We start from the raw sequence: 13,415 nt of genomic DNA on the forward strand, positions 1-13,415 counted from the left end.
TTAAACCTTAACTATCGCTCACATAACGCAAATGTAATGTATAGCCCTAACTAAGCGGCGTAGATGTGCTGGCATATAGGCCAGCTCATCAGCGGTTTAAGTGTTACTTAATTTATTGGCCTGAAAGGGTAAATTGATACTCATACTTACCTGCTTTTACCTGGTATTTGTCCATTGGGGCAGCGCGCCAACTCCATGAATCATCACCACCAATACCCGATTGAATTAAATCGATGTTAACGGTATATCCGTCTAGCTCAACTAATTCATAGGTGTGAACGCTTTGCTCAAGATTATCTAAACTCCATGGCCAAACTGAAATACTCAATGGCTGCAAACCGGTGACTTTTAAGCCGTGTCCCTTATCATTTGAAAGCGATAGCCAATCGACATCAGTACGGTTACTGCTTTCTTGAGGTCGTACATAAGTGTATGTAAAGTCATTCACTTTACCTTGATACAAGTTAATGTCAGCGGCCTGATTACGATCTTGATAGTTTTCAAAAGGTCCACGTCCAAAGTAGGCCATGTTCTCTAATGATTTACTGACGACTGAACTCATACCAATTCGCGGTAAGGTGGGCAGGGATTCGTCGGCATCCAATTTCATAGTGACTTGAATATCACCATTGCCGATAATGTGATATTCAAGCTCAAGACTGACATAGCTATCTAATTGATATTTTGTCGTAATTATTAGTTTTTTATCACTGGCATCGACATCAAAATCGACTAGCTGTAGTTTGCTTGCTGCAGTCTTCCAAATTGCGAGATTTTTAGCTGTTTGCCAACCGATACGGTCGTTATCCGTTTCTGCACGCCAGAAATTAGGGGCTAATCTATCGGTGAGTAGCGCCTGACCATTGACACTGTATTGTGTTAAATAGCCACTTTGTTTATCAAACTTCGCGCTAAACGCTTCGTTAAATACCGTTATGTTAGTATCACTGTCTTTAGACGTTATAGACTTGTCTGAGGTCACTTTATTAGCCACTTTTGTAAAAGGTAATGCAAATTGTTGCTTGGCAACTTCAAAACCTTTTTTAGCCCAATTAGTGTCTATTTTCAGTTGCATACTAAGCTGCAGATGATATTTTGCGCCTACTTTGACTTTAGGTTTACTATAAGGCACTTTTACCTTGCCTGAATCATACGGTGCAATATCAAGTGGCTTGAGTGTGCCTTGTTCAATGATTTGACCATTTTCAGTGACTGACCATTTAATATCGTATTGATTTAGATTCGTAAAGTTGTGTCGATTTTCTACCAATAACTTTCCACGCTTAATACTTGTTGTGCTGAATTTTACAGGTTGGAACACATACTTTGCTTGCCAAAGCTTAGGGGTCGGCTGGCGATAAGAGTCAACCAAACCATTGAGGTTAAAGTTTGATGAATTAGGTTTGTCACCAAAATCGCCACCATAAGCAAGGTAAGTTTCACCTTGATTATTTTGAGTTTCTAACCCTTGGTCAATCCAGTCCCAAATGTAGCCACCAATCACATTATCGCGCTGGTAAATTTCGTCCCAGTAATCATGTAAATTACCCACTGAATTCCCCATAGCATGTGCATATTCACACATAAGAATAGGGCGTTTTATATACGGGCTTTCAGCTAATTCAATAAGCTCTTCTAGCGTTGGGTACATGCGTGAGATAACATCAACATACGGTTCATCCGTTGGGTTGGCCTGAGAGGCATGTAACTGTGCGGTTTGCTCTGCAGTGATATAGGGTTCTGTTAGCCCAACATTATCAGGGTGGTTTGGATCGCCTTGAGCCCCTTCTGAGTGAATAAAACGAGTGCTATCAAAGTCTTTCATCCAACCTGCCATAGCAGCATGGTTAGGACCTTTACCTGATTCATTGCCTAAAGACCATGAAATGATTGATGGGTGATTCTTGTCACGCTCAACCATACGCATACCGCGCTGCATCATGGCGTTGCCCCATTCAGGTAAGTTTGCGACTAAACCTCCGACACCGTGACTTTCGATATTGGCTTCATCCATAACATAAAGGCCATATTCGTCAGCCAGATCGTAAAAGTAAGGGTCATTAGGGTAATGTGCGGTGCGTACTGAGTTAAAGTTAAAGCGTTTCAGTAATAGTACATCATCTAAAATGTCCTGACGTGATAGGGCTTTACCTTTAGTAGCATGATGGTCATGGCGATTAGCGCCGATAATTTTAATACTTTTACCGTTAATCAGCAGCTGTGCTTTGTCATTAATTTTTACATCACGAAAACCTACACGGCTACTGCGAGTTTCGATAACATTATTACTTTTATCTTTTAGTGATAGTACTAACGTATATAAGTACGGGTTTTCAGACGACCATAATTGTGGTTTATCGACTTTGGCGCTCATTAAGTCGAATTTGTAATTGTCACGTTGAGGATAAATCATCCGAGAGGCCGTATAAGCATCGACTGACATAACCTTATCAAGAACGGGTTTATTGTTGGCGTTAAATAGCTGGCCTTCAACTTTCCAACCTTCAATATCTTTGCGGTTGTTATACATTAACTCTGGACGTACTTGTAAATGCGCTGAGGTATAAGTGTCATTGAGTTTAGTTTTTACATGGAAGTCGTTAATGGCGATTTGTGGTTGTGCCATTAACATCACATCTCGGTGAATGCCACTTAAACGCCAATGGTCTTGATCTTCTAAGTAGCTACCGTCACTCCAACGAAACACCTGCACAGCGAGCGTGTTGTTACCTGAACTAACATAGTCCGTGACATCAAATTCAGAAGGTAAACGACTTCCCTGAGAATAACCTACTTTTTTACCATTGACCCATACATAAAACGCCGATGAAACGCCGCCAAAGTGCAAAATAATACGTTCTTTATTCCATTTCTGGGGTACGATAAATTCAGTTAAATAAGAGCCCACTGGATTTTCGCGGGTTATAAAGGGCGGAGTAATGGAATTTTCATCAGTCGCACCATCTTTAAAAAAGGGGTACAAAGAGTTGGTGTAAATTGGCATTCCATAGCCGTGTAACTCCCAGTTAGACGGTACCGGAATCGTTTTCCAACCCTGGCTATTAAAGTCTTTCTTAAAAAAATCTAATGATCGGTTCTCATCGTCATCAGCAAACTGGAATTTCCAGTCTCCATTGAGCATTTTAATACTAGCAGTGTTTCGATCACGCTTAAGCGCCGTTTCTTCACTCTTAAAAGAGTATGAAGTGGCTCTAGCGGGTAATTTATTGACCTGCACAACATCTGGGTTTTCCCAATCATTGGCTGCAAGGACGGTGCTTGAGTAGCCCATTAAACCAACGGCGAATAGGGACCCTGCAAATAAAGCGCTGAGGGGAGCGATCATTTTTAGTTTCATATGATTTACTTCTTCTATTTGTTGTAAAATACAGTGTGAGTAATATTGCCATTATGTATTGGCGCTGAATTGGCTTTGGGTGTCACAATGGGTAAAGGCTGGACACCATCATCGCCTCCGCTTCCGCAGGCACCCAGTGCAACAATAGAGGTAAGGGTAATGATGTTTAATTTATTATTATTATTATGCATAGCAATCTTGTTTCCGCCCGAAAGACATATTATTAATAAGGGAATGCACCTTTCAAATTTGAAACTGTATATTTGCATATGATACTTTAAATGTAAAATACTCTATAACGAAAGGGGGTAAAATGTTATCAATGCCAGTGCACAGCCTTAGTGTTCTTGCATTATTCGTTGCGTCTAGTTTATGTCTTGTCGCTAGTGCCGATGATAATGCGCCCAATAGTGCAAAAGTAGTGACTAGCAGTTATCAAAAAAATTGGCAGTCTCTAAAACAACATCAAACTCCAGAATGGTTTTTTGATGCGAAATGCAGCAGGACTTTCAAAACCAGTAATACCGGCACAGGCAAAAATAGGAATAACCTTCATAACAATCGACACTCAACAGTACTGTATATTTAAACAGTTTTATAACCAGCCCCGTAAAATTGGCAATAAATTCCGTAAAAGCACTGAATAAAACGTCTTTTAGGTGGTTATTAGTACAGTTTGGCGACTCAAACGAACAAACTGTGCCACTGCCATAACGCCTATTGCGCTCACAACAGTTTATGACTGACTAAAAACAGTCGATAAGCAGTGTCATTATTAGTTGAAAACAGTAGAAGTACATTGGTTAAGATAAATATTAAAAGTTAAATGTTTGTTCAGCTTAGGTTTGGCTTGGGTAGGTAAAATGAGGGTTAAGTTTACAGCGGTTATAGCACCATTAACGATTTAGCTTGATAGCAGTAGAGCTGATTTATTCAAAGGCCATTGCTCAAAAAGAGCATGATAAGCGCCACGTTTGAGTGCTTACTTACTTACTTACTTACTTACGAATAGGAGTCAATGTGATGAGAAAAGGGTTTATCATTTTAATGTTGGGGATGTTTTCTCTTGCAGCTAATGCGAGTCAATCAACTCAAAAGCCTGTGGTTATTCAAATTGAGGAATCATTCACGCAAATGAATAGCGCATTGAGTTGCTCAATTATCTACTCTCATACGCCGATGGCTTCAGAGGCGGATTACTACAAAGGCGTAGTCTACGAACGTTATTCTGATCTGGTAGAGCAACTGGTGTTATCAGGCCAATCCGAAGAGGGCGCAAGGCAAACTGCAATTGATAAGGTCGTTATGCAGGCACAGTCCATAGAGCGGGAAATTGATAACAGTAAAGCGGGCGGTCAAATTCAATTGAAGCAATTACTGCAACAAACCGCACTGAAAAATGAGTGTGTTCACTATGCTAGCAACTAATCCCAATAACTCATGTTAATAACGAAACCACACATAACAAGTTTACCTTTAAGGTGAACGGGAATCATTAATAAACCCGGTCACCTTATTCATTGGCAGGCCTTAGTTTATGAATGCGGCTTCTGCTACACTGCTGTTGTTATTTCTAACCTAAGATTAATTTTTTTATGCAAAGTAAGCCACTTCGTCAAGCCAAAACAATCGAGAATGTATTCAATAGTGCTTATTGGCATCTTGGCCAACAAGATTTCACTATCAATGAAATTCGGACGAAACTTGCACGCAAAACAGATAATCTTGAATGGATTGACACAGTTCTCGCTAGACTCATTGAAAGTGGCTATTTGAAAAATGATTTTGATTTTGCCGTTCGCTATTGCGAACTGGCCTTTAGTCATGAGACGGGTAAAGGCGCTATCAAACGTAAATTACAATTAAGAGGCGTATCAGTTGCTGAAATTGATACCGCAATTGAACAAGTCATGCATGAGCAAAACGTCGATTCATTTGAGATGGCGACAGCGCGATTGCAAAACAAATTTGAAAACTTTTATGGCACCAATAAAGAAAAAATTTATTCACAGATGACCACCAAAGGTTTTACTCGCGCTGAAATTGACCATGCATTATCACTCCACCCTCAAGTTGACACATTACGCAGTAAACTTGTCATAAAAGCTGAAAAAACAGATTTGAAAACCGAAATAATCAAGCTGTTTAATAAAGGCAAAGGTAAAACCCTTATCATGCAAGAGTTAAAACAACGGTTGATCGATGTCAGTGACTTTGAAGACGTCGTGTATCAATTGACCTTAACCGAGGATGTCGACTTTTATCTCAGTTGTAAAACCCAATTAGCTAAAAAGCGTTATGACTTATCCGACTATAAAGAAAAATCTAAAGCCTACGCTTATTTATCTCGAAAAGGTTTTGATAGTGATGAGATTAAAGAAGCCATGACCCCAGATGTTGAGTGACGCAGTCTGCTACCAGACTTTCTCATAAAGACTGACTAAGTTTGTTCCCAGTACTTTTTCAATAACGGCAGATGAATGGCCGCGCTTTTCCATGTAATAGCCAATGAGCTCCATTCTACGAATGGTATTTAATTGTGGAATGAAGGGTGGTCTGTTGGCTGACTCTCCAGGGGCTGAAATACCCGCAGCTTTTCTTCTAATCACGTCTTGGCGGATCATTTCACGATATTCAGGTCCATCATTGACCGGTAATACACCTTGATCGCTTCCAATAGCCACATGATCTTCACCACAGAGGTTAATGGCATAATCAATATGCTTCATTAATGACTCGGCTGTAATCTCACCATCACCCCCTTCAAGAAACGGCATGAGATACAGACCGACCACGCCCCCTTTATCTGCAATAGCTTTAAGCTCTGCATCGTCGTTGTTTCGGGGATGTTGATAAACGCCATTACAGCCAGTGTGAGATAAGGTCAATGGTCTGGTCGAGTGTGAGATAGCAGTGGCAACGGTTTGCTTGCCTGAATGAGATAAGTCAACCAACACGCGGTTGGATTCCATTTCAGCCAGTGCTTCAATGCCTAATGGTGTTAGGCCATGGTCTTGTTTTACTAAGCCACCAGAGCCGTATTGAGATGGCCCATTATAGCTTAGCTGCATGTAGCGAGCGCCGAGCTTAGCAAAGTGTCCAATATTTGCTAAGTCGTTACCGAACATTTCGGTTGATTGAAATCCGATAATCACCCCAATCTGCTGATGCCGTTTTGCTTCGACTAAATCAACCACACGGGTAATCAACTTAAGGTGCGTCGGGTGATGAGCAATTAACGTTAATACCGTTGCTATTTTGTCATTGGCAGCCTCATAATCGTCACCAGGATAAGGAACGGTCGCATTAATTGCGGTAATACCCGATTGCCTTAGTAACGCTAAGTGCTCTTTTGAAAAAACACTGACATCGTAATCAAAAATGGCACTTAGACCATCGATGATAATGGATTGATCGTACGGCTGCCATATGTGCTTGTTATCAATCGTGGTCACTGCAGAATCGATGATTGAAGCTGCAAACGATAAAGGAGCAATGCTGCTTAATGCGGTTATGCCTGACAGCTTTAGTATGTTTCGTCGGGTCGGATTAATTAGTTTACTCATGCTTGTTTACTCATGTTGATTTACTGGTATCGATTTACTGCTGCTAATTACTTACATTGCCTACTGTGCTTACATGGCGTAGTAAATCTTTGTCTAAATGGAAAAGGAGGCTCGCGGTTAGCGAGCCTTAAAAATGCTGCTTATCATTACAGCGTCGCGACACACTCTACTTCTACTTTTGCACCCAGTGCCAGTCCAGAGGTGCCATAAGCACTTCGTGTCGGGTAGCTATCAAAGAAAGTAATATACGCTTCGTTTGCTTGTTCCCAATCATCAATATCATCAAGCATAAGGGTACATTTAGCGATATCGGAGTAAGTTAAGTCATATTGCTGTAACACATAGCCGATGTTTTTCATCGCTTGAGTCATCTGGCCTTTAATGTCTTTGCTCGCCAGTACTTTGGTACTGGGATAATTACCTAATTGCCCCGATAACCACAGTAAGCCGCCGGCTTTTTTGGCATCAACAAAGGGTAAATCGGGATTACTGCCGCGATAAACAAACTGACCATTTTTAATGACATGGGCAATATCCGTCATATTATCGATGCTTTCACTTGGATCTGAATGAGTAATTAATAAATTAGCCGTTTTCCCTTCAGCCACCACACCAATGGATGCTTGCTGACCGATCACCTTAGCGCCGATTAACGTCGCTGACTGAATGGCTTCAAGAGGAGACATCCCAACATGATTAACTAATAACCCCATTTCATTTTGAACCAAGGGCACGTCATGTCCATAATAATCACTGGCAGAATCGGTACCGGTCGCAATGGCAATATTATTGTCGTAAGCAAGCTTGGTAAACATCTTGCCCCATTTATCCATTAAAGCGCCACGTTTGCCTCTGTTATCGGCATTTTGTTCAAATACGGTGAGCGTCGAATCAAGGATAGTATCGTTTTGTTGCATGGCCTTTATTAAGTCATCATAACGATTTAATTCAAAAGAAGCCTGTTGTTGCTCGTCGGTAATATGTTCACCTTTACGCCTTAAATCATAAAAGTTATCGATCACATGGGCTGACATATCCGGCGCATGAGAAATCGTTTCAACACCAGCATTAACCAGCTCTATTGGACGAGCAGGACCAACAAAAGCATGTGACCACACTTTAAGACCATATTTCTTTGCAGACTTTTCTAATAAGGTGATGACTTTCGCTGGCACTTGGGCATATATCTTTATACCTGTGGCGCCAGTGCCTAATGCTCGCAGCATGATTTCATCCATGTTGCTGTTTTCATCTACCGCTCTCATCCAATCAACATGACCCGGTGTTCGGCCTAATGCTGACTCAACGGTACGGGGATCGGAAAAGAACGCTTGGCCGCCAATAATGACTGAGAAATAAATATCTGGGGATTGAATAATGTCTATTTCAGCGCGGCGTTTTAATGAACTTAATGCACGTACATCACCGCCCATATCTCTAATGGATGTAACACCACCTTGCAGTAATTTCCGTAAACGCATCCGAGTAATGTTATCGGCATCACTCGTATCGGGCACTGTAGCGTGATGAACATGGGTATCCACTAGGCCAGGCATGACGAATTTGTCAGTCATATCAATAACGCGGACGTCGCTTTTATAACGCTGCTTTTTACTGCTGATGGACGTAATTTGATTATCTGTAATAACAATATGCTGATTATTGATGATTTGTAGGTTTTCAACATCGACGATATTAATGTTTTGCAATACGAAAGAGTCAGCAAAGGCGTGGGTACTTAACATGACGGATAATGCAATGGCAGATAAGGAATGGAGCACTCCCTTGGCTATGGGCATTGTGCCTCGCTGGCAAAGATTATTGTTATTGGCTTTTTTGAAATTAGCTTTTTTGATATTGGTTCTATCGCTATTAGTGCGTTGAATCATGTTCGTTAGCGTGACTTTTGCTGGGTTTACCGACATACACACTCATCCTTCGTTGATTTCAGTAAATAATGACAAAACTGTAGCGTAAGTATAACAAACTAAAAACCTTCAATAAGTTTATAGAGTATGTACAATATGTTCATAATTTTATTAAAACTGTCAAGATTATGAACAAATTGGATGCAATGCAGGCATTTTGCTTAGTGGCTGAATATCAGAGTTTCTCAAAAGCCGCCGCTGAAATGGGGGTGTCCAATACCTTGGTCAGTCGGTACGTTAAGCAGCTTGAACAACAATTAGCTTGCCAGTTATTGAAACGCAATACCCGTAAAGTATTTCTGACTCCAGCGGGTGAGCAGTACCGAGACCAAGTTAAACCTTTGCTGAAGAAGTTAGTCATTATCGACAAACAAATGAACCAGCTTAGCGCGCAACCTTCTGGAAAACTGACCGTATCAACCACGCTAGAGTTAGGTAGTCAGTATTTTGCGCCACTCATTGCAATCTATAGGCAGCAGTATCCCAAAGTAGAGCTAGATTTTAAGCTGGGCAACATGCCTGAAGACTTGTTCGAAAGTCAGATAGACCTTGCATTTAGAGTTGCGCCCAACTTACCGAATTCAAGCCACATTGCTCAAACCATAGGCAGTTCTAAATTAGCGCTATGGGCGAGCCCTGTTTACTTAAAGCAGTTTGGGACACCAGAGACACCTGAAGATTTACGTCAGCATCAGTTAATCTTTTTTTCACACAGTATTCGTAAAGAGCAATGGCTATTTGAACATAATGGCAGCAGGTTAAGTATAAAGTTGCCCTGGGCGTGGTCATCAGATAATGGACGACTGATTAATGAAGCGGCGGCATTAGGACAAGGGATTATACAAGCCCCGAGCTATTCAGTAGCTGACTTTACCAATACAAAGCAACTTGTTGAGGTGTTACCGGAATATTCTATTAACGATCTCACTATCTCAGCGGTATATCCTCACCGCTATAAATTATCCAGCCGAATAAGCAGCTTTGTAGAAACAGCAAAGAAATATTTTTTAAACAACCCTTTGCCATAAATACTGTCGCTGTGACATCTTTACCATAACCATCCAATTCTTTTACTTTACTGCTAAAAGTTGATGTTCAAGTTATATTGGATTAAGTCTTAGTACTCAATCGATGTTGTGCAGGAATGAGGAGAGTAAGGAATAAACTATGGCCACTGTGGAAGTTGATAGCGAATTGAAGTTAGTGCTAGTTGAGCCTTCATTTGCCAAAAAATATTATAAAATTGTTAGCGAGCAACATGACTATTTAGCTAAGTGGTTGGTTTGGCCACCACTGGCAACGTCGGAAGAGTTCTTCTTAAGCTTTATTGAAAAAACTCGGCTTGAATATTCACAAGGAAAAGGAATGGTCTGCGCCATGATTTATCAAGGCGAGTTAGTGGGTAATGTTGCGTTAATGAACATTGATAATGATTTGAAAGTGGGTGAGATTGGTTATTGGATCAGTCAAACCTACCAAGGGAAAGGCATTATCACACGCTCAGTCTCAAAACTAATTGATGTGAGTTTTACTGAATTTGATTTAGATAAGATACGCATTAAAGCTTGTGTGGAAAACACACCCAGTCGCCAAGTTTGTGAGCGGCTTAATATGCTGTTAGAAGGCATAACCCCCAAGAACGAAAACTTGCATGGAATAATGGTGGCACATGCTGTTTATTGGGTCCAAAGACGATAATAAAAGGGAATTAAGATTGACCTTAATTCCCAATTTAGAAATGTATATTAGTTATAGATTCTTAGTTTGATATATTGTCGATTTGACAGGGAAAACTATCTCACTCACTTTGATTGCGCGTAATTCTGGTGATAAACCGTTATTCAAAGTATCAAATAATAAAGGGATGTCATTTTGTTTTTTTAGCTTTTCTACCAGCAAGTCTACCTGCTGAATGGATATGACTTCTAATTCATCTAAATAGTGTATAAATGCACTAGGATCAGTCACTTCTGGTACAATAAAAAGATCATTATAGGCGTATTCTCTTGAGGGGCTAATATCTAAATATTCGGTAATAGCGGCATCGTTCCACTGATTTAATTCAGCTACCTTTGAGTTTATAAAGGCTTCTAAAATATTTTCATCAGAGATTTCTATCTGGTTATTGACAGCAATCTTCTTAAATTCGGAGACCGATACGCCACCATTCCTATTACGCCACATAACCTCTTTTTTGTATGAATTTTCGAATCGACTACGAAAATCATCTGCTCTAACAGCTGTTAAATCATGAGATTGTGTTTCTAATTGTAGGGCTTCAAATACTTCTGTAATTGATGCATCTTTTAGATGTACTTTTTTGCAATAATCAGCTGTCTCTATTTCTTCACCCATCATGGCATTTGAACAACAAATTTCTAATCCATGGTTAGTGTCGGCAATTAAATCTACCCAATTACCTGCTTGAGGATGCTGATATATAACGGCGAAACTTTCTGGTGCATACATATTGAATAGTTTTACACCTTCCATTTGCTTGATCGTGTAGGCCTTTCCTTCTTTATAACCAAGAAGTTTCAAATCCTCTATCATCGTGGCAACTTCATTTGTATCTTTCCATTCTGCTATCAAGTCCTCATTTATATTGATCGATAATGGATTAGGCTCTGCAGATTTTTCATTAATCATATTTCTCAATTTATATTTAATAAAAAGAAATATGATTAAGAAAATAATGAGTAAACTTAATAGTATAGCGAAAATAATTAGAAAAAAGGTGGTCATAATATATCCTTGTATATGACAGTTTGATGATTAATTATTAAAACGTTCCATGATATGAAATGACACATAGTTTGTCAGCTTTAACTTTTAAACACTACTTAATTTTATCAAACAAAAGGAGGGTGGTTGTTTTTTACTCAGCCGTTTTAAAAGTAAACTAGTAAGCTCCCTATTCATGGTGTAGTGAAGGTATTTAATCATCAAGCTCAGGATCACCATTGTCTTCTTTTCTTTTTATTTGTTGTTCTTTCGCTTTTTCTACATTTTTAAATTGAGGTGGGGAAATTGGGAATATTGAAATTAACGGGAATATTGCAAGTAGTATATATGCCGTTTTCGGCATTTCTCTTGCCCAATAGTAGACTTTTTTTAATAACCAAATGAGAGAAAGTAAACTAAGAACTAGGATTACAAATGCACTTAGGTACGAAATATTCCATAGAATATTTAAATGCTCAATAAATTCATCAGACATGCTATCCAATCTCCTTCTCCTGTTTATTCAGATACTCCTAATGTTGATATGGGGTAAATTTGAACAAATACAAGTTGCTCAAAGAAGATGATTTGATTAAAGGATTTAATTTAGCCGTACAAAACAAGTTTTTGATGTTGTTACTTATATTAACTATTACACCAAAATGGCTACTATTTTACTTATTTCTAAAACTGATAGTCATAGAATAAATTAGTTCGATTTTATTGCTGTTGATTCACGTTCAATCAATACTGGTGTGTATTTAAGTGATGTCTGGATGGCTGGGGAAGGGTGACTAGCATCTTGTGGCTGGCAGTCATCTACATTTACAGCGATATTCAGAGATAACTTGGCTGCATGGTGAGCCATAGTTTCGATTGGATATTGCAGCGTGGTAAGTTTTGGACGTGAAAATCGTGATAACAAGACGTCATCACAGCCAATTACAGAAACATCTTTGGGCACTGACAATCCATTATCTTCTAATGTGGATATAGCGCCAATTGCCATCGCATCGTTATAAACAAAAACGGCACTAAAAGGTGTGTTGGCTGCAAGAAGCTGTTGAGTCGCAGTTTCTCCACCTTGGAGTGTTGGTTCTGCATACACGACCAGTTTCTGATCAATATCTTGATTAGATTCTTTGAGTTGTTCGGTAAACCCTTTCAAACGTAAACTCGGATCTTCAATATCATAGTTACTTAAAATACAGGCAATATTCAAGTGCTTACTGTTGATTAGGCTTTTTGCCGCTATTTTTCCGCCTTCGATATTATCAAGCCAAATACAGCGATGTGCTATCTCTTCGATATAACGGTTTATCAATACAAAGTTAGGGTTATCGTTGAATAACTTAATAAGCGTTTCATTAGGTATTAACTTACTGTGAATAACAATCGACTCACAACGTTGCTGTAATAATAATTTGATAGCTTCTAGTTCAGAATCAGCACTGAGTTGGCCTGTGCTGATTAATAATTGGGTGTTGTGCTGCCTTGCGACTTTATCAACGCTGTTAGCTAAAGCGGCAAAAAAGGGGTCTGCTACATCTGGGATCACCACCCCTATGGTGGATGATTTATTCGTTACTAGCGAGCGTGCATTGATGTTTGGGCGATAACCCATGGTTTCAATTAAGTCTACAATACGCGCACGAGTTTCAGGGCCGACTTTAGGACCGTTATTGACGACTCTGGATACTGTCGCCACTGATACGTTAGCGGCTTTAGCAATATCTTTGATGGTTGCGTTAGACAATGAAACCTCTGAAACTTATAAAAGTTTGGCTAAATTACTACTAAGAGCACAGGTTTTCAATGGTTTAATGGAATTTTTAAAGT

Annotated in this window: 11 protein-coding genes; 5 read left to right on the forward strand and 6 right to left on the reverse strand. The window is 39.6% G+C overall.

The genetic code is table 11. The features are described 5' to 3' along the window. Positions 1 to 112: 112 nt before the first annotated feature. Positions 113 to 3,358 carry a glycoside hydrolase family 2 TIM barrel-domain containing protein gene (locus BCU57_RS06450; protein ID WP_241903589.1) on the reverse strand — a complete coding sequence of 1,082 codons (3,246 nt, stop codon included), beginning with the start codon at positions 3,356 to 3,358 and terminating at the stop codon, positions 113 to 115. Between the two features lie 313 nt (positions 3,359 to 3,671). On the opposite strand from BCU57_RS06450, the gene BCU57_RS06455 reads away from it, so the two are divergent. The 3 genes from BCU57_RS06455 (at position 3,672) to BCU57_RS06465 (ending at position 5,763) form a co-directional block, all read left to right on the forward strand. After that, positions 3,672 to 3,947 carry a hypothetical protein gene (locus BCU57_RS06455; protein WP_102440369.1) on the forward strand — a complete coding sequence of 92 codons (276 nt, stop codon included), beginning with the start codon at positions 3,672 to 3,674 and terminating at the stop codon, positions 3,945 to 3,947. Positions 3,948 to 4,381: 434 nt separating this feature from the next. Then, the gene (locus BCU57_RS06460) at positions 4,382 to 4,786 is read left to right on the forward strand and encodes a hypothetical protein (RefSeq protein WP_102440368.1); all 405 of its coding nucleotides are present in this window, start codon (positions 4,382 to 4,384) and stop codon (positions 4,784 to 4,786) included. A 167-nt stretch (positions 4,787 to 4,953) separates the two neighbouring features. After that, positions 4,954 to 5,763 carry a RecX family transcriptional regulator gene (locus BCU57_RS06465; protein ID WP_102440367.1) on the forward strand — a complete coding sequence of 270 codons (810 nt, stop codon included), beginning with the start codon at positions 4,954 to 4,956 and terminating at the stop codon, positions 5,761 to 5,763. Positions 5,764 to 5,772: 9 nt separating this feature from the next. On the opposite strand, the gene BCU57_RS06470 is transcribed toward BCU57_RS06465, so the two are convergent. Together BCU57_RS06470 and BCU57_RS06475 are read right to left on the reverse strand one after the other, a co-directional pair. Next, positions 5,773 to 6,924 (reverse strand): dipeptidase, encoded by a 1,152-nt coding sequence (locus BCU57_RS06470; protein ID WP_102440366.1) that lies wholly within the window; start codon positions 6,922 to 6,924, stop codon positions 5,773 to 5,775. Positions 6,925 to 7,070: 146 nt separating this feature from the next. Beyond that, complete coding sequence (locus BCU57_RS06475; protein WP_102440365.1) at positions 7,071 to 8,849, reverse strand: Rid family hydrolase; 1,779 nt, start codon at positions 8,847 to 8,849, stop codon at positions 7,071 to 7,073. A gap of 131 nt (positions 8,850 to 8,980) precedes the next feature. Between BCU57_RS06475 and BCU57_RS06480 the strand changes: the two genes are divergently transcribed. After that, complete coding sequence (locus tag BCU57_RS06480) at positions 8,981 to 9,880, forward strand: LysR family transcriptional regulator (RefSeq protein ID WP_102440364.1); 900 nt, start codon at positions 8,981 to 8,983, stop codon at positions 9,878 to 9,880. 139 nt (positions 9,881 to 10,019) lie between these two features. After that, positions 10,020 to 10,550, forward strand: coding sequence for a GNAT family N-acetyltransferase (locus tag BCU57_RS06485; RefSeq protein ID WP_102440363.1), 531 nt, complete (start codon positions 10,020 to 10,022; stop codon positions 10,548 to 10,550). A gap of 51 nt (positions 10,551 to 10,601) precedes the next feature. Here BCU57_RS06485 and BCU57_RS06490 read toward each other — a convergent pair whose 3' ends face one another. The 3 genes from BCU57_RS06490 to BCU57_RS06500 form a co-directional block, all read right to left on the reverse strand. Next, a complete protein-coding gene (locus tag BCU57_RS06490; RefSeq protein ID WP_413211411.1) occupies positions 10,602 to 11,597 on the reverse strand; it encodes a hypothetical protein in 996 nt (331 codons plus the stop codon). A 193-nt stretch (positions 11,598 to 11,790) separates the two neighbouring features. Further along, complete coding sequence (locus BCU57_RS06495; protein WP_102438599.1) at positions 11,791 to 12,072, reverse strand: hypothetical protein; 282 nt, start codon at positions 12,070 to 12,072, stop codon at positions 11,791 to 11,793. A gap of 213 nt (positions 12,073 to 12,285) precedes the next feature. Beyond that, positions 12,286 to 13,332: a LacI family DNA-binding transcriptional regulator gene (locus BCU57_RS06500; protein ID WP_102438601.1), complete on the reverse strand. Its 1,047-nt coding sequence runs from the start codon at positions 13,330 to 13,332 to the stop codon at positions 12,286 to 12,288. Between the last annotated feature and the right edge of the window lie 83 nt (positions 13,333 to 13,415).

Source organism: Shewanella sp. 10N.286.48.B5 (genome assembly GCF_002874355.2).
Lineage (GTDB): Bacteria > Pseudomonadota > Gammaproteobacteria > Enterobacterales > Shewanellaceae > Shewanella.

Bases quoted from the DNA above. Each gene is read 5' to 3' on its own strand.
- BCU57_RS06450 (WP_241903589.1), bottom strand. From the start codon at position 3,358: ATGAAACTAAAAATGATCGCTCCCCTCAGCGCTTTATTTGCAGGGTCC.
- BCU57_RS06455 (WP_102440369.1), top strand. From the start codon at position 3,672: ATGTTATCAATGCCAGTGCACAGCCTTAGTGTTCTTGCATTATTCGTT.
- BCU57_RS06460 (WP_102440368.1), top strand. From the start codon at position 4,382: ATGAGAAAAGGGTTTATCATTTTAATGTTGGGGATGTTTTCTCTTGCA.
- BCU57_RS06465 (WP_102440367.1), top strand. From the start codon at position 4,954: ATGCAAAGTAAGCCACTTCGTCAAGCCAAAACAATCGAGAATGTATTC.
- BCU57_RS06470 (WP_102440366.1), bottom strand. From the start codon at position 6,924: ATGAGTAAACTAATTAATCCGACCCGACGAAACATACTAAAGCTGTCA.
- BCU57_RS06475 (WP_102440365.1), bottom strand. From the start codon at position 8,849: ATGTCGGTAAACCCAGCAAAAGTCACGCTAACGAACATGATTCAACGC.
- BCU57_RS06480 (WP_102440364.1), top strand. From the start codon at position 8,981: ATGAACAAATTGGATGCAATGCAGGCATTTTGCTTAGTGGCTGAATAT.
- BCU57_RS06485 (WP_102440363.1), top strand. From the start codon at position 10,020: ATGGCCACTGTGGAAGTTGATAGCGAATTGAAGTTAGTGCTAGTTGAG.
- BCU57_RS06490 (WP_413211411.1), bottom strand. From the start codon at position 11,597: ATGACCACCTTTTTTCTAATTATTTTCGCTATACTATTAAGTTTACTC.
- BCU57_RS06495 (WP_102438599.1), bottom strand. From the start codon at position 12,072: ATGTCTGATGAATTTATTGAGCATTTAAATATTCTATGGAATATTTCG.